Annotated in this window: 18 protein-coding genes; 2 read left to right on the top strand and 16 right to left on the bottom strand. The window is 62.2% G+C overall.

Annotation, left to right across the window (positions count from 1 at the left end):
• Positions 1-47: 47 nt before the first annotated feature.
• The 12 genes from C4K39_RS02830 to C4K39_RS02775 form a co-directional block, all read right to left on the bottom strand.
• Positions 48-1982: a methyl-accepting chemotaxis protein gene (locus C4K39_RS02830; RefSeq protein ID WP_031320654.1), complete on the bottom strand. Its 1935-nt coding sequence runs from the start codon at positions 1980-1982 to the stop codon at positions 48-50.
• A 139-nt stretch (positions 1983-2121) separates the two neighbouring features.
• Positions 2122-3414 (bottom strand): adenylosuccinate synthase, encoded by a 1293-nt coding sequence (locus tag C4K39_RS02825; protein WP_068576425.1) that lies wholly within the window; start codon positions 3412-3414, stop codon positions 2122-2124.
• Between the two features lie 54 nt (positions 3415-3468).
• Entirely contained in the window at positions 3469-4656 is a 1188-nt protein-coding gene (locus C4K39_RS02820) for an ATP phosphoribosyltransferase regulatory subunit (protein ID WP_124345615.1), read from the bottom strand.
• A gap of 292 nt (positions 4657-4948) precedes the next feature.
• A complete protein-coding gene (hflC, locus tag C4K39_RS02815) occupies positions 4949-5818 on the bottom strand; it encodes a protease modulator HflC (protein ID WP_068576430.1) in 870 nt (289 codons plus the stop codon).
• Entirely contained in the window at positions 5818-6996 is a 1179-nt protein-coding gene (gene hflK / locus C4K39_RS02810) for an FtsH protease activity modulator HflK (RefSeq protein ID WP_068576434.1), read from the bottom strand. The genes hflC and hflK overlap by 1 nt, the downstream gene beginning before the upstream one ends.
• Before the next feature lie 96 nt (positions 6997-7092).
• On the bottom strand, positions 7093-8394 hold the full coding sequence (gene hflX / locus C4K39_RS02805; protein ID WP_068576435.1) for a ribosome rescue GTPase HflX: 1302 nt from the start codon (positions 8392-8394) through the stop codon (positions 7093-7095).
• 12 nt (positions 8395-8406) lie between these two features.
• Complete coding sequence (gene hfq, locus C4K39_RS02800; protein ID WP_007921378.1) at positions 8407-8667, bottom strand: RNA chaperone Hfq; 261 nt, start codon at positions 8665-8667, stop codon at positions 8407-8409.
• Between the two features lie 94 nt (positions 8668-8761).
• Positions 8762-9733: a tRNA (adenosine(37)-N6)-dimethylallyltransferase MiaA gene (gene miaA / locus C4K39_RS02795; protein ID WP_068576436.1), complete on the bottom strand. Its 972-nt coding sequence runs from the start codon at positions 9731-9733 to the stop codon at positions 8762-8764.
• Entirely contained in the window at positions 9733-11646 is a 1914-nt protein-coding gene (mutL, locus tag C4K39_RS02790; RefSeq protein ID WP_068576438.1) for a DNA mismatch repair endonuclease MutL, read from the bottom strand. The genes miaA and mutL overlap by 1 nt, the downstream gene beginning before the upstream one ends.
• Positions 11643-13070 carry an N-acetylmuramoyl-L-alanine amidase gene (locus C4K39_RS02785; RefSeq protein ID WP_206600595.1) on the bottom strand — a complete coding sequence of 476 codons (1428 nt, stop codon included), beginning with the start codon at positions 13068-13070 and terminating at the stop codon, positions 11643-11645. Before C4K39_RS02785 ends, mutL begins: the two co-directional genes overlap by 4 nt.
• A gap of 3 nt (positions 13071-13073) precedes the next feature.
• Positions 13074-13544 (bottom strand): tRNA (adenosine(37)-N6)-threonylcarbamoyltransferase complex ATPase subunit type 1 TsaE, encoded by a 471-nt coding sequence (gene tsaE / locus C4K39_RS02780; RefSeq protein WP_124345614.1) that lies wholly within the window; start codon positions 13542-13544, stop codon positions 13074-13076.
• Entirely contained in the window at positions 13532-14392 is an 861-nt protein-coding gene (locus tag C4K39_RS02775) for an NAD(P)H-hydrate dehydratase (protein ID WP_124345613.1), read from the bottom strand. Before C4K39_RS02775 ends, tsaE begins: the two co-directional genes overlap by 13 nt.
• 64 nt (positions 14393-14456) lie before the next feature.
• On the opposite strand from C4K39_RS02775, the gene queG reads away from it, so the two are divergent.
• Positions 14457-15536 (top strand): tRNA epoxyqueuosine(34) reductase QueG, encoded by a 1080-nt coding sequence (queG, locus tag C4K39_RS02770; protein ID WP_068576446.1) that lies wholly within the window; start codon positions 14457-14459, stop codon positions 15534-15536.
• Here queG and C4K39_RS02765 read toward each other — a convergent pair.
• Positions 15518-16132, bottom strand: coding sequence for a trimeric intracellular cation channel family protein (locus C4K39_RS02765; RefSeq protein ID WP_169893104.1), 615 nt, complete (start codon positions 16130-16132; stop codon positions 15518-15520). The two genes, queG and C4K39_RS02765, sit on opposite strands and share 19 nt — an antisense overlap.
• A gap of 102 nt (positions 16133-16234) precedes the next feature.
• Positions 16235-16777, bottom strand: coding sequence for an oligoribonuclease (orn, locus tag C4K39_RS02760; protein ID WP_068576449.1), 543 nt, complete (start codon positions 16775-16777; stop codon positions 16235-16237).
• 108 nt (positions 16778-16885) lie between these two features.
• Between orn and rsgA the strand changes: the two genes are divergently transcribed.
• Positions 16886-17917 carry a small ribosomal subunit biogenesis GTPase RsgA gene (rsgA, locus tag C4K39_RS02755; protein ID WP_068576452.1) on the top strand — a complete coding sequence of 344 codons (1032 nt, stop codon included), beginning with the start codon at positions 16886-16888 and terminating at the stop codon, positions 17915-17917.
• Between the two features lie 52 nt (positions 17918-17969).
• On the opposite strand, the gene motB is transcribed toward rsgA, so the two are convergent.
• Both motB and motA read right to left on the bottom strand, forming a co-directional pair.
• Positions 17970-19088 (bottom strand): flagellar motor protein MotB, encoded by a 1119-nt coding sequence (gene motB, locus C4K39_RS02750; RefSeq protein WP_124345612.1) that lies wholly within the window; start codon positions 19086-19088, stop codon positions 17970-17972.
• A gap of 3 nt (positions 19089-19091) precedes the next feature.
• Positions 19092-19943, bottom strand: coding sequence for a flagellar motor stator protein MotA (motA, locus tag C4K39_RS02745; protein WP_068576455.1), 852 nt, complete (start codon positions 19941-19943; stop codon positions 19092-19094).
• Positions 19944-20016: the final 73 nt, after the last annotated feature.

Below are 20016 nucleotides of genomic sequence, written 5' to 3'. Positions count from 1 at the left end.
GACCGCCTCGGCAGGCGACTCCAGGGAGACGCCTGCCGCAGGATGCCTCAAGCGCGAAACTGGCCCAGGCTGGCCTTGAGCTGCGCCGCCAGGCTGTCCAGCACCTTGCCGCTGGCGGTGGTTTCCACCACCGCCTGGGCCGCACGCTCGGCCTGGGCATGAATGGTCTCCACCCGCCCACGCACCGCCTGCGCGCCCTGGGCTTGTTGCGCCGCAGCCTGGGTAGCCAAGCCAATGGCTGCGTGCACCTGTTCCACCGATGACTGCACCGACTGCTGCAGACGGGCGCTATCGCGCAACACCAACAAACCTTCACTGGCCTGGCGCCCAGCCTGGCCGATAGCCGCCACCGCTTCGCGTGCACCTTGCTGCAAAGCGCCGATATGGGCCTGGATATCGCCAGTGGAACTCTGGGTCTTGCTGGCCAAGGCCCGCACTTCGTCTGCCACTACCGCAAAACCGCGCCCGGTCTCGCCGGCCCGGGCCGCCTCGATCGCCGCATTCAGTGCCAGCAAGTTGGTCTGCTCGGCAATGCCATGGATCACCGTCAGCACCACCTCGATCTGCTCGCTCTGCTGCGCCAGCCGCTCGATCACCTTGGCCCCGGTATCCACCTGTCCGGCCAGGGCCTCGATCAAGCTGCCGACCTGCTCCGAAGTCCGGGTGGTCTCGTCGGTGGCCTGGCGGATCTCCACCACCTGTTGCAACGCGGCCTGCATGGCCTGGCTTTCCGCCTGGGCCTCGTCGGCCATGTGCGACAGGGCCCGCAGGCTCTCCGCCACCTCGTCGCGCTGGGCCTCGGCCGCCGCATCGGCGCCGGCATTACGCAAGCTCATCGCGCCAATCTCGACCCCGGTGCGCTGCGCCACATCGCCTGCCTCGCGGACGATCGGCTGCAACTTGTCGACGAAGCGATTCACCGCCGAAGCCATGTCGCCGATCTCATCGTTGCTATTGAGCGGCACGCGCTTGGTCAGGTCACCCTCCCCGGCCGCCAGGTCATTGAGCGCGGCAATCAGCAGGTGCAACTTGTTGACCACCCGCCGCCCCAGCACCACTGCCAGCAACAGCAGTAGCGCCAGGCCGACCAAGGCCAGGCCTACGCCAATCTGCCAACGCAGGGTGGCCGCCGCCTCTTGCACGGTACTGGCAGTGTTGGCCTGCATCTCGGCCGCCGTGCCCTGGGCCGACTGCAGCCGCGAACGCATCGCCGCCGAACTGTCGGCGGAGGCCCCCTTGAGACTGTCACCCACCAATTGGTCACTGCTGGCGATCAAGGCCGTGAAGCGCTGGTCCAGCGCCGCGATGTCGGCTTCAACGGAGGCCGTGGACACCCCCATCAGCACCTTGCCGATCTCCACCCCATTGGGATTGATCGAAGCCTCGATGTAGTAGACCGAGGGATCGTTCTTCGCCGCATCCAGGACCTTGTCCAGAGCCCGATCGCCCTTGCCCTTCTCCAACAGGGCGCGGTTGATGGGGTTTTCACGGTTCAGGTAGCGAGTCAGGTGCGCGCCCGTGGCATCGTCATACACCACGAAGAGCACGCTAGGGTTGCGCTGGGCCCGCCGTGCGAATTCGGACAAGGTTGGTACATCGTTGTCCCACATGGCTCGCGGCGCCACCGAGGCCAGCAACTGGGCCATATCGTTGGCGGAATCCTTCAGGTCTTTCTCCAGCGCATCACGCAGCTGTACCTGCTCCTCCTTGAGGCGCGACGACAAGCCAGCCGTGAGTCGTTGGCGAGTGCTGGCCGACAGGCTCTCCAGACTGGAGGTGACCTCCTTGCCCGCCTGCTCCAGCTCACCCGCGAGCTTCTGGCTGTCACCGCCCAGGCGCGAGGCCAGGTTTGCTTCCAGGGCTGTCACCGTGCTCCGGGTCAGGGCGACAGCGACCAGCACTTGCACCAAAAGGGCGATACCGAGAGTAACGAATACAGGCCGTAGTAAACGGCTTTGTAACAGTGAGAGAACGGCCGACACAGGAAATCCCTCTACTTTTGACGCCATTATTCTGATGGCACTCTAGAAGTGGATTTCCCAGCAAGGGTCGTGCCGTGCAGCAGGCAGAAACGACAAAGGGCCCCATGAGGGGCCCTTTGTTTGCTACATCAACAGCTTATCAGGCGAACGGATGACGCAGGACGATGGTCTCGTTGCGATCCGGGCCAGTCGAAATAATGTCGATCGGCGCGCCGACCAGCTCTTCGATGCGCTTGATGTAGGCCAGGGCAGCTGCTGGCAGCTCTGCCAGGGTCTTCGCGCCCAGGGTCGATTCGCTCCAGCCTGGCATCTGCTCGTATACCGGCTCCAGGCCGATGTAGCTGTCGGCGTCGGTCGGCGCGTCGATGACTGCACCATCCTGGTTCTTGTAGCCAACGCAGATATTGATGGTTTCCAGGCCATCCAGCACGTCCAGCTTGGTCAGGCACAAGCCCGAGATGCTGTTGACGTCGATGGCGCGACGCAGGATCACGGCATCGAACCAACCGCAACGACGGGCACGGCCGGTGGTAGCACCGAACTCATGGCCACGCTTGGCCAGGAAGGCGCCGACGTCGTCGAACAGCTCGGTCGGGAACGGGCCCGAACCAACGCGAGTGGTGTAGGCCTTGGTGATACCCAGGATGTAGTCGATGTACATCGGGCCCACGCCGGAGCCGGTAGCAATGCCGCCAGCGGTGGTGTTGGAGCTGGTGACGTACGGATAGGTACCGTGGTCGATGTCCAACAGCGAGCCTTGGGCGCCTTCGAACATGATGTCCTTGCCGGCGCGACGCAGTTGGTGCAGTTCGGCGGTGACGTCGAGCATCATCGGCTTGAGTTGCTCGGCGTACTCCATGCACTCGTCCAGGGTCTTCTGGAAGTCGATGGCCGGCTCTTTGTAGTAATTGACCAGGACGAAGTTGTGGTAGTCCAGCAACTCGCCCAGCTTGGCAGCGAAACGCTCGCGGTGGAACAGGTCGCCGACGCGCAGGCCGCGACGGGCCACCTTGTCTTCGTAGGCCGGGCCAATGCCACGACCGGTCGTGCCGATCTTGGCTTCGCCACGGGCCTTCTCACGGGCCTGGTCCAGGGCCACGTGGTAGGACAGGATCAGTGGGCAGGACGGGCTGATACGCAGGCGCTCGCGCACCGGTACGCCTTTTTCTTCCAGCTTGACGATTTCACGCATCAAGGCATCCGGAGCCACCACTACGCCGTTGCCGATCAGGCACTGCACGCCTTCGCGCAGCACGCCGGACGGGATCAGGTGCAGAACGGTCTTCTCGCCGTCGATCACCAGGGTATGGCCAGCGTTGTGGCCACCTTGGTAGCGCACTACGGCGGCGGCATGTTCGGTCAGCAGATCAACGATCTTGCCTTTGCCCTCATCACCCCACTGGGTGCCCAGGACTACGACATTCTTACCCATAACAATTGTCCTCATTCGCGCAAACTTGGTGCCGGCGAGCGCCGGCAGGAAAACTCAGGAAACCAGTGGCAATACTTGCCAAATACCATCGTGCTGAACCAATTGCCGGTCGCAGTCCGCTTCACGAGCAGCGGCCAGGGGCTGCCCAGGCAAGGCTTGGACCACGCGCTGGCCTTCGCTGCGCAACTGGCAGACGGTCTGCCAGAGTGCGGCGTCGGTGCGATCGGGCATCCAGATGCCACCTGACGGCAATTCGATCTCGGCACGCCCCAGGGTCACCAAGGTCTTGAGGTCGGTAGAGAAACCAGTGGCCGGCCGGGCACGCCCGAAGTCCGCACCGATGTCATCATAGCGACCGCCCTGGGCAATGGATTGACCCACACCCGGAACGAACACCGCAAACACCACTCCAGTGTGGTAGTGGTAGCCACGCAGCTCGCCGAGGTCGAAGTACAGCGGCAGGTCCGGGAATCGCACCGACAAGCGCTCGGCAATCGTCAGCAATTCATCCAGCGCCACCAGCACCGGGGTCGGGGCACCCGCCAGGCGACGACGAGCATCGCTCAGTACTTCGCGGCTGCCGCACAGGTCCACCAGGGAGCGCAACATTTCTGCCAGGTCGGCCGACAAGCCTTCGGTCAGGCTGATGACTTCATCGATCGCCTTGCGCTGCAGGGCGTCGAACAATTGTTGCTCCACGGCACCGGACAAACCGGCAGCCTGGGCCAGGCCGCGGTAGATGCCCACATGCCCCAGATCCATGTGCACATCCGGCACATCCGCCAGTTGCAACATCGCCAACATCAGGCTGATCACTTCGACGTCGCTGCTCGGGCTGGCGTCGCCATACAACTCGGCACCCAGCTGGATTGGGCTGCGGGAGGTCGACAAGGCCCGCGGCTGGGCATGCAGCACGCTGCCGGCGTAGCACAAGCGGCTCGGCCCTTCACGACGCAGGGTGTGGGCATCGATACGTGCTACTTGCGGCGTGATGTCGGCACGGAACCCCATCTGCCGACCCGATTGCGGATCGATGACCTTGAAGGTGCGCAGGTCCAGGTCCTGGCCGGCGCCCGTCAGCAGGGATTCCAGGTATTCGATATGGGGAGTGACGACGAACTCGTAACCCCAGCTCTGAAACAGATCCAACACCTGACGACGCGCCACTTCGATGCGCGCCGCTTCCGGCGGCAGTACTTCTTCGATGCCATCTGGCAGCAGCCAGCGGTCTACCGTTGCCATTACGCCATTCCCCTATGGTCCGGGCGGCAAGCCTGGGGCCAGCCTTAGAGTGAAGCAGAAAACAGTCGCATCCGACGCGAGCTCAGCCGGACAGGCAGCCAGAAATCGGCTGTACAGACCCTTTTCCTCGAAAAATCTCACCGGACTCTTGAACGAGCCACGGCTAATCAAAGATGCAGACGCAAAAAAGCCGGGAATTTCCCGGCTGCCGCATCATACACCCGTTTTCCCAAAGGATCACCCCGCCAGGCATTTTAGCCGCCCGGCGGGGCACCCCAGGATCAGGCCAGGATCAAGGCTTGGTTTTTTCCAGGTAGTGGAAAAAATCGCTGCTTGGGTCCAGGACCATGACGTCGGATTTGTTCGCGAAGCTTTCACGGTAGGCACGCAGGCTACGATAGAACGCGTAGAACTCCTGGTCCTGGCCGTAGGCCTTGGCATAGATAGCTGCCGCCTGGGCGTCGCCATCACCGCGAACCTCTTCGGACTCACGATAGGCTTCGGCCAACAGCACCCGACGCTGACGATCGGCGTCGGCACGGATGCCTTCGGCCAGCTCGTTACCCTTGGCGCGATGCTCGCGGGCCTCACGCTCACGCTCGGTGCTCATGCGCTCGAACACGCTGCGGTTCACTTCCTTGGGCAGGTCGATGGCCTTGACCCGGACATCCACCACCTCGATACCCAGTTCCTTCTCCGCCATCTTGTTCAGCGAAGCCGTGATATCGGCCATCAGCGCATCACGCTCACCGGATACCACTTCATGCAGGGTGCGCTTGCCGAACTGGTCGCGCAGGCCCGACTCCAGACGCCGCGATAGACGCTCGTCGGCAATCTGCTTGAGGCCGGAAGTCGCGGTGTAGAAACGCTCGGCATCCTTCACCCGCCACTTGGCGTAGGCGTCCACCATCACGGCTTTCTTTTCCAGGGTCAGGAAGCGCTGCGTCGGTGCATCCAGGGTCATCAGGCGCGCATCGAACTTACGCACCTGGTTCACGTAGGGCACTTTTACATGCAAGCCGGGCTGGACATCGGCCTGGACTACACGACCGAACTGCAGCAACACCGCACGCTCGGTCTGAGCCACGATGTAGAAGCTGTTCCAGGCAACCACCGCCACGACAACACCCACGATCAGGGCGATCAGCGATTTATTGCTCATCAGCGACTCTCCCTAGAACGCGTCTGCTGCTGTTGCTGCATATGCTCAACCGCCGCGCGCGCATTCGCTTCATTGCTGGAGGTAGACGCCGAGCCCGTTACCGGAGCACCGCCGCTACGACCACTGTCGATCATCTTGTCCAGCGGCAGGTACAGCAGGTTGTTCTGCCCACCCTTGCTTCCGGTCACCAGGACCTTGCTGGTATTGCTGAAGACTTCCTGCATGGTGTCCAGGTACAGGCGCTGGCGAGTCACCTCAGGTGCCTTGCGGTATTCGCCGACCAGCTTGGTAAAGCGGTCCGCCTCACCCTTGGCACGGGAAACCACTTCGTCGCGATAACCGTTGGCATCCTCGATGATGCGCTGGGCCTGACCACGAGCCTCGGGTACCACACCATTGGCATAGGTTTCAGCCTGGTTGCGCGAGCGCTGCTCATCTTCACGAGCGCGGATCACATCGTCGAAGGCTTCCTGCACTTCACGCGGTGCCGCTGCGCTTTGTACGTTGACCTGGGTCACGGTGATACCGGTGCGATAGTTGTCGAGGAAACGCTGCAAGCGCTCCTTGATCTCGCTGGCCATCTGCTCACGACCTTCAGTCAGCACCTGGTCCATGGCGGTGGAACCCACCACATGGCGCAGGGCGCTATCGGTCGCGTGCTGCAGGCTGATCTCCGGCTGATCGACGTTCAGCACGAAGTCCTGCAAGTTGCTGATCTTGTACTGCACGGTCAGCGGCACCTCGACGATATTCTCGTCCTCGGTCAGCATCTGGCCCTGCTTGGTATAGGCACGCTCACGCGTGACGTTTTCCATGTACTTGCGGTCGATCGGCGGGAAGTAGATGTTCAGGCCCGGACCGACAGTCTCATAGTATTTGCCGAAGCGCAGCACCACGGCCTGCTCCTGCTCATCGACGACATAGACCGCGCTGTACAGCCAAGCAGCCGCCAGCACGACCAGGCCAATGCCCAGCAAGCCAAAACCGCCGCCCTTGCCGGAGCTGGCGCCGTCATCACCACGTTTCTTACCACCACCGAACAACCCATTCAGGCTTTCCTGCAGCTTACGGAAGGCCTCGTCGAGATCTGGCGGGCCCTTGCGATCGCCGTTATTGCGGCGCTTACCGCCCCAAGGGTCCTGATTATTCGAGTTGCCACCCGGCTCATTCCAAGCCATAGCGCTCTCCATCTGATAAAGCAAAGACGCGCCCACGGCGCGCCGGCCAATGCTACAGAATGCCTGCTACAGCGGCACAACCGCCTGCCCAGGCTTTTATTGCAAAGTGTGTTGCTCGATGAAGTCCGACGGCTGCCAGCCTTCGCGACTGACCAGCCGGTTCAACTCGGCCCGAGGCAGGCGAACGGCCAGCAAACTGACACCTTCATCGTCATGATCTTCTTTCTGCACAGCATTCAACTGGAAAAACTGTGCTCGCAGTCGAGCAAAACGCTGGGGCAAGCGCAAGGTGCCAACGAACAAATCTTCACCCAGCAGCTCCGCAATGGCCTGCTTGAGCAAGTCCAGTCCCTGGCCATCACGGGCCGATAACCAGACGCGCTGCGGCTTGCCATCGGGATCACGCTGTATCTGTGGCTCAACGCCCTCGAGCAAATCGAGTTTGTTATAGACCTCCAGGATCGGCAAGTCCTGAGCCCCGATCTCCCCCAGCACGACCATGACCTGCTCGATCTGGGCCATGCGCTCGGGCTCATGGGCATCGATCACATGCAGCAGCAGGTCGGAATTGCTCGACTCTTCGAGCGTAGCCCGAAATGCTTCCACCAATTTGTGCGGCAAGTGGCGAATGAAACCCACGGTGTCGGCCAGCACGATCGGCCCCAGGTCGTCCAGCTCCAGCCGGCGCAAGGTGGGGTCGAGGGTAGCGAACAACTGGTCGGCCGCGTAGACATCGGACACGGTGACGGCATTGAACAAAGTGGATTTGCCGGCGTTGGTATAGCCCACCAGCGACACTGACGGGATATCGGCACGCTTGCGGCCACGACGAGCCTGCTCTCGCTGGCTGCGAACCTTTTCCAGGCGAGCCTTGATCTGTCGCAGGCGTACCCGCAACAAGCGCCGGTCGGTTTCCAGCTGGGTTTCCCCCGGGCCACGCAGACCGATACCGCCCTTCTGCCGCTCAAGGTGGGTCCAGCCGCGCACCAGTCGAGTGCTCATGTGCTCAAGCTGGGCCAGTTCGACCTGGAGCTTGCCTTCATGAGTCCGCGCGCGTTGGGCGAAGATATCGAGGATCAGACCCGTTCGATCAATCACGCGACACTCGAATGCACGTTCGAGGTTACGCTCCTGACTGGGCGTGAGGACGTGATTGAAAATCACCAGGTCTACCTGTTCGGCTTTGACCAGGTCGCGCAACTCCTCGACCTTGCCACTGCCAACCAGGTATTTGGCGGTTGGCCGATGACGCGGCACGTTGATAAACGCGACGGTCTCGGCGCCGGCCGATACTGCCAGCTCCTGAAACTCCTGCGGATCTTCGCGCGCCTCAGGGTCCTGACCTTCCAAGTGAACGAGAATGGCTCGCTCACCACCACCGTGGCGCTCAAAGAACAAAGGAGACTCCTATCAGGCGTTACCTGGTTCAGCGTCACCCTGTTCGGACTCGGATGCGCTAGGCAGGCGAATCGGGCGAACTGGAACCACTGTCGAGATAGCGTGCTTGTACACCATCTGGCTGACGGTGTTTTTCAGCAGGATGACGAATTGGTCGAAGGACTCGATCGTGCCTTGCAGCTTGATGCCGTTGACCAGATAGATGGAAACCCCAACTTTCTCTTTACGCAATGTATTCAAGTAAGGGTCTTGTAGCGAATGCCCTTTTGACATGTGCCGCACTCCTTTAAGGATCAATAATAAAAAATTCGGAAAACAGATGGCCAAAGCCGCCACACCCCCAAGGATAGACGGCAATTGCAAGGACTCAGCCCAATATGGAGATCGTCCCTAAGTATTTCAAGGCGCGTGGCAGATTGTCGCAATCCAAGCTGTCCAACCATTGCAGGTCGGACCAGCTGCGTAACCAGGTAAACTGGCGTTTAGCCAATTGGCGCGTGGCAATGATGCCCCGTTCCTGCATTTCGGCGAACGTCAACTTGCCATCCAGGTAATCCCAGACTTGGCGGTAGCCCACTGCACGTATAGACGGCAACCCGGCATGCAGGTCACTTCTCGAACGCAGAGCTACGACCTCATCGATGAACCCCTGTTCCAACATTTGTGTGAATCTTTGTGCAATACGTTGGTGCAGTACCTGGCGATTCGCCGGAGCGATGGCCAGATTGGCGACAGTATAGGGCAATTGACTGCGTCCCGATGCGCCTGCATCAGTACTTTGCGCCAATTGACGCTGACGATGGGCCGTCATTGTCAGGCCACTGACCCGATAGACTTCCAGAGCCCGAGTCAGGCGCTGGGGATCGTTGGGATGGATTCGGGCAGCGGATTCAGGATCCACAGCCGCCAACTGATCGTGCAATGCCTGCCAACCCAGGCGCTGCGCCTCATCCTCCAACTCGGCACGCACCTGAGGGTCCGCCGGCGGCATGTCCGCCAAGCCCTCGAGCAGCGCTTTGTAATAGAGCATGGTGCCACCCACCAGCAGCGGAATCTTGCCCCGTGCCGTGATATCGGCCATGGCCGCCAGGGCATCGGTACGAAAATCCGCCGCAGAATAGCTGTCAGCCGGGTCGAGGATATCGATCAAACGGTGGGGAAATTGCGCCAGTAACTCCTTGGACGGCTTGGCGGTACCAATATCCATGCCTCTATAGACCAGCGCCGAATCGACACTGATCAACTCGCAAGGAAGCACCTTGGTCAGCTCGATGGCCAGGTCGGTCTTGCCCGCTGCGGTCGGGCCCATCAGGAAAATCGCAGGAGGAAACTGAGTCATCAACGGCCGCGCAGAAAGAGTTTGTCCAAGTCATCCAGGCCCATTTGGGTCCAGGTCGGCCGGCCATGGTTGCACTGCCCACTGCGCTCGGTGTTTTCCATGTCACGCAGCAGTGCGTTCATCTCCGGGATCGCCAGGCGTCGATTGGCGCGTACGGCGCCGTGGCAAGCCATGGTTCCCAGCAGCTCGTTGAGGTGGGCCTGGATCCGATCGCTAGTGCCGTACTCCATCAGGTCCGCCAGCACATCCTGTACCAGTCGATTGGCCTCGGCCTGCTTGAGCAGGGCCGGGATCTGCCGGATCGCCAGGGTCTCGGGCCCCAGGCGCTGCAGTTCGAAACCCAGGCGCTGGAACCATTGGGCATGCTCTTCGGCGCAATCGGCCTCGCGCTGGCTCAACGCAAGCGACTCGGGCACCAACAATGGCTGGCCGCTGAGTCCCTCGCTGGCCATGGCCACCTTGAGGCGCTCGTACATGATTCGCTCGTGGGCCGCATGCATGTCTACCAGCACCAAACCGACGGCGTTCTCCGCCAGGATGTAGATTCCCTTGAGCTGCGCCAGCGCATAGCCCAGAGGCGGGATATCGCCCTGGCTTTCCGGCAGCGCGCCAGGCGCAGCCTGGGCATTTTCCAGCGGCGCATAGAACTCCCGGTAGACCGCCTGGGTCTCGCCGGTATTCACCGGCTGCGACGGCCTCGGCGTGTATTGATACTGATACCCTGCGCCCGAACCTGACGAAGAAAACGACGGGCGCTGCTCTCCCTGGGGTTGCTCCAGCACCGGCGAAGCCAGGCGCATCTCGCCTTGCGGACCGAACTCTCCGGCCTGCAGGCCACTGGGGCGCACCATCTCGGAAACCGCAGCCGGCGCCGCCAACTGGTCCTCGGGGCGCACATCCGCCAGGGCACGGTGCAAGGTGCCATAAAGGAAGTCGTGGACCATCCGCCCTTCGCGAAAGCGCACTTCGTGCTTGGTCGGGTGCACATTGACGTCGACCCCCGTGGGATCGAGCTCAAGGAACAGCACGAAGGTCGGGTGCCGGCCATTGAACAGTACATCGCGGTAGGCCTGGCGCACGGCATGGGCGACCAGCTTGTCGCGCACAGCGCGGCCATTGACGAAGAAGTACTGCAAGTCCGCCTGGCTGCGCGAGAAGGTCGGCAAGCCAACCCAGCCCCACAGGCGCAAACCGTTGCGCTCGACCTCGATCGGCAGCGCCTGCTCGAGAAAGCCAGGGCCACAGATTGCGCCAACACGCCGCGCCCGAGCCATCTCGTCGGCGGCTTCGTGCAGGCTGAAAATAGTCTTGCCGTTGTGGCGCAGGTGGAAAGCCACGTCGAAACGCGCCAAGGCCAGGCGCCGGATGACTTCCTGCAGGTGATCGAACTCGGTCTTCTCGGCCTTGAGGAACTTTCGACGGGCCGGTGTATTGAAAAACAGGTCGCGCACTTCGACCGAGGTGCCGACCGGATGCGCAGCCGGCTGTACACGCGGGGTCATGTCGCGCCCCTCGGTCTCTACCTGCCAAGCCTCAGTGGCATCGACGGTGCGCGAAGTCAGGGTCAGGCGGGCGACCGAGCTGATCGAAGCCAGGGCCTCACCGCGAAACCCCAGGCTAAGCACGCCCTCGAGATCTTCCAACTCGCGGATCTTGCTGGTGGCATGGCGCGCCAGGGCCAACGGCAGGTCGTCCGGGGCAATCCCGCTGCCGTTGTCGCGTACACGCAGCAGCTTCACTCCACCCTGCTCGACCTCGACCTCGATGCGCCGGGCACCAGAGTCCAGGCTGTTCTCCAGCAATTCCTTGGCCACCGAGGCCGGTCGCTCAACCACCTCACCGGCAGCGATCTGGTTGGCCAGGCGCGGACTGAGCAGCTCGATGCGCGAACCGCCGACGATCGACTCACTCATTCCTTGGCCGCCAGCTCGGTACCGGGGACGCTCAGAACCTGCCCCACTTTCAACTCATCGCTCTTGAGGTTGTTGGCGCTGCGCAACGCTGCCGCCGAAACCTGGTAGCGCACGGCGATCATGGCCAGGGTTTCTCCAGGATTGACCCGGTGCTCACGCGGGCCCTGGGCGATTTTCCCGGAGTCGCGCAGCCAGGCGATATAGGTGCCCGGTGGCGGGTTCTGTTGGAAGAACTGCCGCACGCCACTGCTGATGGAGCGCGCCAGGGCCTGCTGGTGGCTGGAGGTGGCCAGCTTCGAGGCCTCGTTGGAGTTGGAGATGAAGCCGGTCTCCACCAGGATCGATGGAATATCCGGGGACTTGAGCACCATGAACCCGGCCTGTTCCACGCGCTGCTTGTGCAATGGCGTCACCCGGCCAATGTTGTTCAAGACCTTCTGCCCCACATTCAAGCTGGATGTAAGGGATGCAGTCATCGAAAGGTCCAGCAGCACCCCGGCCAACATCCGGTCCTTGTCATCGAGGCTGACGTTGCCGGCACCACCGATCAAGTCGGAGCGGTTTTCGCTGTCCGCCAACCAGCGGGCGGTTTCCGAAGTCGCGCCACGCTCGGACAGGGCGAACACCGATGCGCCAAAGGCTGCCGTCGACGGCGCCGCGTCGGCGTGGATCGAAACGAACAGGTCGGCGCCCTTCTTGCGGGCGATTTCGGTACGACCGCGCAGCGGGATGAAGTAATCGCCAGTGCGGGTCAACTCGGCACGAAAGCCCTTGAGACCGTTGATCTGGCGTTGCAGCTCGCGAGCGATGGACAGCACCACGTCTTTCTCGTGCTGGCCACGGGAGCCGGAGGCACCAGGGTCCTCGCCGCCATGACCGGCATCGATCACCACGATGATGTCGCGCTTACCGGCCGGTGCCGGGGGCAGCTTGATGGCAGGTTCCGCTGGAGTGACAGGTACCGCAGGCACGGTCGCCACGGTTGGCGGTGGAGCAGCCGGTGGCGCGGCATCGGCCGGGTTGTCGAACAGATCGACCACCAGGCGGTTACCGTACTGGGCATTGGGCGCCAGGGTGAAGCTCTTGGGCGTGACGGCCTTCTTCAGGTCGATCACCACCCGCAAATCGGTCGGCGTACGTTGTGCCGAGCGCATCGCGGTGATCGGGGTGTTGGCCGTGGCGACATTCAGCGAACCACCCAGGGTTGCGCCGTTGATATCGATCACCAGGCGATCGGGGGCCGTGAGGGTAAAGACGCTGTGCTGAACCGGACCGGACAGGTCGAATACCAGTCGCGTGTTATCCGGTGCCCGCCATAGGCGGACGCTGCGAACCTGCGTAGCGGCCACAGCCTCGACGGCCAATGCCGTAAGCAACAGTCCTACGACAGCAACCAACGCGCGAATGCGCATACCTAACCCCATCAATTATTTGAATTCCAACGCCAAAGCGGCACACCAGGACTCGCCTCGCGAGCCTTGGGACAATAGATGTACGCAACGCCCATTGTTATGCGGGGTAATGGTAATGGTCAGGTCAGGCTTTGGCAAAAAGCCTGCACCGCGTGCAGGCCATTCCAGCAAGCACAGGGCATCACCCTCGAAATAATCACGAATCCCCAGGAATTCCAACTCCTCGGGGTCCACCAACCGGTACAGGTCGAAGTGGAAGGCTCTCACCGTACCAATTTCGTAGGGCTCCACCAGGGTAAAGGTCGGACTCTTCACCGCCCCCGAATGCCCCAGGCCACGGATGATCCCCCGAGACAGGGTAGTCTTGCCCGCCCCCAGGTCGCCCTCGAGAAAGATCACCCCTACCCCACGGGTGACCTGAGCAATGCGTGCACCAAATTCCACCATGGCCTGCTCGTCGGCCAGGTAAAGGGTTAACTCAGACACGGTGATTGCTCCTCCAACAACTGACGAATGACTGGAATCAGATCACTGGCCGCCAGTCCACGGCCCAATTTACCTTGCCGCTCGCCGGCGCTGGCATGCAGCCAGACCGCCAGGCAGGCAGCATCGAACACCGCCAAGCCCTGTGCCAGCAGCCCGCCAAGCAAACCTGCGAGAACATCGCCCAGGCCGGCCGTAGCCATCGCCGGATGCCCGGCATCGCAGCGGGCCAGGCGCCCATCAGGACTGGCTATCAAGCTGCCAGCGCCCTTGAGCACGACCACCGTTGCATATCGGAGGCTCAAGGCACGGGCTGCTGCAGGTCGGTCCGCCTGAACCTCAGCCGTGGAAATACCCAACAAGCGGGCAGCCTCTCCAGGATGTGGCGTCATGACACTTCCGGCCGGCATGCTCACATCCCCCAAGGCCAGCAGATTCAAGGCATCGGCGTCCCATACCTGGGGCAACACGGCATTGGCCGCCGCCGACAGCAGGCTGCGCCCCCAGGCCCCTTGCCCCAGGCCGGGACCGATCACTACCACCGAAGAACGCTCCAGCAACCCCATCAGCTGGTTGGCTGAATGAACGCCCAGGGCCATGACCTCAGGCAGCCGAGCTCCAGCCGCCGCTACATGTTCGCCACGAGTAGCCAGTGACACCAAGCCCGCACCGCTGCGCAGCGCGCTCTCGGCTCCCAGCAAGGCCGCCCCGGCAAAACCCAGGTCACCACCGATCAACAGCACATGGCCGAACTGGCCTTTATGAGCTTCTCGAGAACGGCAACTCAAGCGCGGCAACTGGCCAGCAGTCAGCAACTGAATCTCTGATAAGGGGTGTTTTGTCTGCGGCATGCGTCTTCCAGCTCCGATGTCTGGCAGAATTATACGCACCTCAGCACCCGGTTTCTCTTGCCTCATGTCCGCTATTACCCAGGATCTTCCCGCCCTCGCCCAATCCATCAAGGACTGGGGCCGCGAACTGGGCTTTCAACAGGTCGGCATCAGTGGCCTGGACCTGGCCGAACACGAACAGCACCTGGAGCGCTGGCTCGCGGCCGGCTACCACGGCGAGATGGAATACATGGGAGCCCACGGCAGCAAACGCTCCCACCCCGAGGAACTGGTGCCCGGTACCCTGCGCGTGGTGTCGCTGCGCATGGACTACCTGCCCGGCGATACCCAGATGGCCCAGCGCCTGGCCCAACCCTCCAAGGCCTACGTCTCGCGCTATGCCCTGGGCCGCGACTATCACAAGCTGATCCGCAAGCGCGTACAGCAATTGGCCGAGCGCATCCAGCAAGCCATCGGTCCCTTCGGCTTCCGCGCCTTCGTCGATAGCGCACCCGTGCTGGAAAAAGCCATCGCCGAACAAGCGGGCCTGGGCTGGATCGGCAAGAACACCCTGGTCCTCAACCGCAAGGCAGGCAGCTACTTCTTCCTCAGCGAGCTGTTCGTCGACCTGCCCCTGCCGGTGGATGCCCCCCACGCCAGCGAACATTGCGGGCGCTGCACTGCGTGCCTGGACATCTGCCCGACCAACGCCTTCGTCGGCCCCTACCAGCTCGATGCCCGACGCTGCATCTCCTACCTGACCATCGAGCTGAAGAACGCCATCCCCGAAGACCTGCGCCCGCTGATCGGCAATCGGGTATTCGGCTGCGACGACTGCCAGATCGTCTGCCCCTGGAATCGTTTCGCCCGCACCTCCGGGGAGGGCGACTTCAAGCCTCGGCACAATCTGGACAATGCCGAGCTGGCGGAGCTGTTCCTGTGGGACGAAGATCAATTCCTGAGCAGTACCGAGGGCTCGCCACTACGTCGCGCCGGCTATGAGCGCTGGCTGCGCAACCTGGCGGTAGGCCTGGGCAACGCCCCCTCCACGATCCCGGTGCTGGAAGCCCTCAAGGCCCGCCAGGACTATCCCTCGGAACTGGTGCGTGAACACGTGCAGTGGGCCCTGGCCCAGCACGCCAGCCGTCAATGCTCGTCGTTATAAACGAACTTGGGCATTTCCCAATGGAAACGGATCGCCAGCAAGCGCAACAGGAAGCCGCCGAACAAGGTGACCAGGATCGACTGCTCGCTGGGTAACTGCAGGTAGATGCACAACATGTAGCACCAGGCCGCGGCGAAGGACACGCTGGCGTAAAGCTCGCGCCTGAAGATCAGGGGAATGTCGTTGCAGAAGATATCCCTGAGAATCCCGCCGAACACCCCGGTGATCACCCCGCTGACCGAAGCCACCAGCATGCCGTGCCCCATCTCCAGGGCGGTCATGCAGCCAATCAGGGTAAAGGCCACCAGGCCAACGGCATCCAGCACCAGGAACAAGGAGCGCAGGTGGCGCATCAACGGCGCGATGAAGATCGTCACCAAGGCCGCCACTGACGTCAGCACCAGGTACTCGGGGTGCTTGACCCAGGTCAGCGGGTAATGCCCGAGCAGTACATCACGCACCGAGCCACCGCCCAGGGCCGTGACGCAGGCGATCAGTACGACACCGAACCAGTCCATGCCTCGACGACCGGCAGAAAGGGCGCCGGTCATGGCTTCGGCGGTAATGGCGATCAGGTAGAGCATCAACAGCATGATGACGGTCCTTGCAAGAAGGCGCGCAGTCTACTCAGTTGAAGCGAACGCCAAAAGAGGGCGGCAACGGGCATGACTCCTCGGCACACCCGCCGGCCGGCCTATTCAGAGCTTGATGAAGTGCTTGCGGTAGTGCTGCAGCTCGGCAATGGACTCGCGAATGTCGTCCAGGGCCAGGTGGGTACTGCCTTTCTTGAAGCTGTCGCGCACCTCTGGGGCCCAACGGGCGGCCAGCTCCTTGAGGGTGGAGACATCGAGATTGCGATAATGGAAGTAGCTTTCCAGGGCCTTCATGTGGCGATAGAGGAAGCGCCGGTCCTGGCAAATGCTGTTGCCACAGATCGGCGACTTGCCCTTGGGCACCCACTGCTCCAGGAAAGCGATGGTCTGGGCCTCGGCCTCAGCCATGCTGATGCGGCTTTCGCGCACACGCTGGGTCAGGCCGGAACCTCCATGCTGGCGCGTGTTCCATTCATCCATGCCGGCGAGAATCTCGTCGCTCTGGTGGATAGCGATGACCGGTCCTTCAGCCAAGGTATTGAGATTGCTGTCCGTGACAATGGTCGCCATCTCGATGATGACGTCGGTGTCGGGGTTCAGGCCGGTCATTTCCAGATCGATCCAAATCAGGTTCTGCGGGTTTTGCATGTGTGGGCTCCTCGGCGTAGTTGCGCAGTTTAGCCTAGAGGGCTGGCCCGGCGTGCTAAACTCGCCGCCGTTTTACCCAACCGCCGTAATTATCGACACGGAACATCAATGGCCAAACGCCAGCTCAATCGCCGCCAAAACTGGCGCATCGAAAAGATTCAAGGTGAGCGCGCAGCCCGCGCAGCCAAACGCGAGTCCTCTGCTGTAGAGGCACTGGAGGGCGGCGACCTGGGACCGGAGCAGACCGGCCTGGTGATAGCCCACTTCGGCGTCCAGGTCGAAGTCGAGGCCCGCGACGGTGAACTCGCCGGACAGGTGTTTCGCTGTTACCTGCGGGCCAACCTGCCAGCCCTGGTGACCGGTGACCAGGTCGTCTGGCGCGCCGGCAACCAGGGCATTGGGGTGATTGTCGCGCAACTGCCCCGCAGCACCGAGCTATGCCGCCCGGACAGCCGCGGCCAGTTGAAGCCTGTGGCCGCCAACGTCGACATGATCGTGATCGTCTTCGCCCCCATGCCGGAGCCCCACGCCAACCTGATCGACCGCTACCTGGTGGCGGCCGAGCACGCGGGGATTCGCCCTCTGTTGCTGCTGAACAAGGCCGACCTGATCGATGAGCAGAACGCTCCGGCGCTCAATGCCCTGCTGGCCGTCTATCGCCAACTGGGCTATCCGCTACTGGAGGTCTCGGCCCACCACGGCGACGGGATGGAGCAATTGCAGGCACTGCTGAACGGCCGCATCAGCGTCTTCGTCGGTCAATCCGGGGTCGGCAAGTCGTCCCTGGTGAACAGCCTGCTACCGGATGTCTTCACTCGGGTCGGCCCGCTGTCGGAGTTCTCTGGGCAAGGCACCCATACCACCACCACTGCGCGGCTGTTCCACTTCCCCGGCGGTGGCGAGCTGATCGACTCCCCGGGTATTCGCGAGTTCGGCCTGGGCCATGTCAGCCGCGCCGATGTCGAAGCCGGCTTCATCGAATTCAACGACCTGCTGGGCACCTGCCGCTTCCGGGACTGCAAGCACGACCGCGAGCCAGGCTGCGCCCTGCTCAAGGCCCTGGAAGAAGGACGCATCCAGCAACAACGGATGAACAGCTACCGCTCGATCCTCGCCAGCCTGCCCGACGACAGCTACTGAGCGATACCACGCAGAAACCACAAGGCCGCGATCATCGCGGCCTTGTGGTTTTTCACCTTGCTGTTCCCGGTGTCGCCGGAGTAGCCGGCGGCGCGGCCGGACTGGGCACCGCCGCAGGTGCAGGTGCAGGTGCAGGAGTGTGGCCCGCCGCGCCCTGCTCATCCATCTTCAATACACCATCTTCGAAGATGTTCAGGCGCTGGCGCACCTCATGGGCCGGCAATGGCTCGCTGCCAGGTGGCAGGGCATTCGGGTCGGCCGCAGCTCCCGGAACCTCGCCAGGAGCCCCACTACCCTGGGTGGGCGTTGGCGCCTTGGGATCGACCTGCTCGCCCTCGATGGCACGCTGGGCTTTCTTGGTCAGCACCACGATATCGATACGCCGGTTGACCGGATTGAACGGGTCCTTGCGATCGAACAGCGCCGATGAGGCGAAGCCCACCACTCGCGCCACTTGCGGATCGGGGTAACCACCGGCCACCAATGCCCGACGGGCCGCGTTGGCACGGTTGGCCGACAGCTCCCAGTTGCCGAATTCACCGGTACCGGCATAAGGAGTGGCATCGGTGTGGCCACTGATACTGATCTTGTTCGGTACCGCCTTGATCGTATCGGCCATGGCCAACAGGATGTCTTCGAAGTACGGTTTCAGACGTGCACTGCCGGAGTCGAACATCGGCCGGTTCTCGGCGTCCATGATCTGGATGCGCAAGCCATCAGGCGTGATCTCGAAGAGGATCTGGTCCTTGAACTTCTGTAGCTGGGGATTCTCCTCGACCTTGTTCTGCAGTTCCTGCAACAGCAGTTCGAGGCGTTCGCGCTCGACCTGCTCGGCCATGCCTTCCACCTGCTCGGAATCCACTGTGACCTTGTCCGGTTGTGGCTGGGACTTGATCTCGGGGTTCAGGGTGTTTTCCGGCGCCAGTTCCGGCGAGCCGCCCAGGTCGATGATGTAGGGCGTGCCGCTTTCGGAAAAGCCGATCGGGTCCTTGAAGTAACCGGCGATGGCGATCTTCTGTTCCGGGGTGGCCGTGGACAACAGCCACAGCACCAGGAAGAACGCCATCATCGCCGTGGCGAAGTCGGCGAAGGCGATTTTCCACGCCCCCCCGTGATGCCCGCCAGCGAAGCGCTTGACGCGCTTGATGATAATCGGCTGATTGTTCTCCATGACTTAGCGACCGCGAACCGCTTGTTCCAGCTCGGCGAAGCTAGGACGATGCGCCGGGTACAGGACCTTGCGCCCGAACTCTACCGCCAGCGAAGGTGGCATGCCGGAAGCGGAAGCCACCAGGGAAGCCTTGATAGCCTCGTAGACGTTCAGTTCTTCCTTGGCGTCGTGGGCCAGGGAGTGGGCCAGCGGGCCGAAGAAGCCATAGGCCGCGAGAATACCGAAGAAGGTACCTACCAGCGCTGCGCCTACGTGCAGGCCAATGGACTTCTGGTCGCCGTCCCCCAGGGACGCCATGGTCACCACGATACCCAGTACCGCCGCGACGATACCGAAACCGGGCATGCCGTCGGCAATACCGGTGACCGCATGGGATGGATGCTCGAGTTCTTCCTTGAGGCTGAACAATTCCATGTCGAACAGGCCTTCCAGCTCATGGGGAGCCATGTTGCCGGAGGACATGATGCGCAAGTAGTCACAGATGTAGGCCGTCATGCGCTCGTCTTTGAGCACCGCCGGGTACTTGGCGAAGATCGGGCTGGCGGCCGCGTCCTCGATATCGCCCTCGATGGCCATCATGCCTTCGCGACGACTCTTGTTGAGGATCTCGTAGATCAGGCCCAGCACTTCCAGGTAGAAGGTGTGGGTGAAGCGGGAGCTGAACATCCCCAGGGACTTCTTGATGACGTGCATCGTCATGTAGCCCGGGTTGGCCTGCAAGAATGCACCGAAGGCTGCACCGCCGATGATCAGCACCTCGAAAGGCTGGATCAGCGCTGCAATTTTACCGTGGGAGAGCACGTATCCGCCGAGCACGCTAGCGAATACGACGATGATGCCGATGATTTTAGCCATAGATAGGAGAGTACTTATTGGGTCGGGTTCAAGGTCATATTCGGAAGTTCTTAAAACTCTTCTTCTACTTATC

It is taken from the genome of Pseudomonas sessilinigenes, from assembly GCF_003850565.1.
GTDB classification, from domain to species: domain Bacteria; phylum Pseudomonadota; class Gammaproteobacteria; order Pseudomonadales; family Pseudomonadaceae; genus Aquipseudomonas; species Aquipseudomonas sessilinigenes.
Note: the sequence above shows the minus strand (reverse complement) of the source record. Positions and strands in the feature narration are given on the sequence as shown.

Coding starts and splice junctions, on each gene's coding strand:
- queG (WP_068576446.1), top strand. CDS start 14,457: ATGTCCGCTATTACCCAGGATCTTCCCGCCCTCGCCCAATCCATCAAG.
- orn (WP_068576449.1), bottom strand. CDS start 16,777: ATGCAAAACCCGCAGAACCTGATTTGGATCGATCTGGAAATGACCGGC.
- motA (WP_068576455.1), bottom strand. CDS start 19,943: ATGGCTAAAATCATCGGCATCATCGTCGTATTCGCTAGCGTGCTCGGC.
- C4K39_RS02785 (WP_206600595.1), bottom strand. CDS start 13,070: ATGGGGTTAGGTATGCGCATTCGCGCGTTGGTTGCTGTCGTAGGACTG.
- hflC (WP_068576430.1), bottom strand. CDS start 5,818: ATGAGCAATAAATCGCTGATCGCCCTGATCGTGGGTGTTGTCGTGGCG.
- mutL (WP_068576438.1), bottom strand. CDS start 11,646: ATGAGTGAGTCGATCGTCGGCGGTTCGCGCATCGAGCTGCTCAGTCCG.
- motB (WP_124345612.1), bottom strand. CDS start 19,088: ATGGAGAACAATCAGCCGATTATCATCAAGCGCGTCAAGCGCTTCGCT.
- miaA (WP_068576436.1), bottom strand. CDS start 9,733: ATGACTCAGTTTCCTCCTGCGATTTTCCTGATGGGCCCGACCGCAGCG.
- C4K39_RS02775 (WP_124345613.1), bottom strand. CDS start 14,392: ATGCCGCAGACAAAACACCCCTTATCAGAGATTCAGTTGCTGACTGCT.
- rsgA (WP_068576452.1), top strand. CDS start 16,886: ATGGCCAAACGCCAGCTCAATCGCCGCCAAAACTGGCGCATCGAAAAG.
- hfq (WP_007921378.1), bottom strand. CDS start 8,667: ATGTCAAAAGGGCATTCGCTACAAGACCCTTACTTGAATACATTGCGT.
- C4K39_RS02820 (WP_124345615.1), bottom strand. CDS start 4,656: ATGGCAACGGTAGACCGCTGGCTGCTGCCAGATGGCATCGAAGAAGTA.
- hflK (WP_068576434.1), bottom strand. CDS start 6,996: ATGGCTTGGAATGAGCCGGGTGGCAACTCGAATAATCAGGACCCTTGG.
- C4K39_RS02825 (WP_068576425.1), bottom strand. CDS start 3,414: ATGGGTAAGAATGTCGTAGTCCTGGGCACCCAGTGGGGTGATGAGGGC.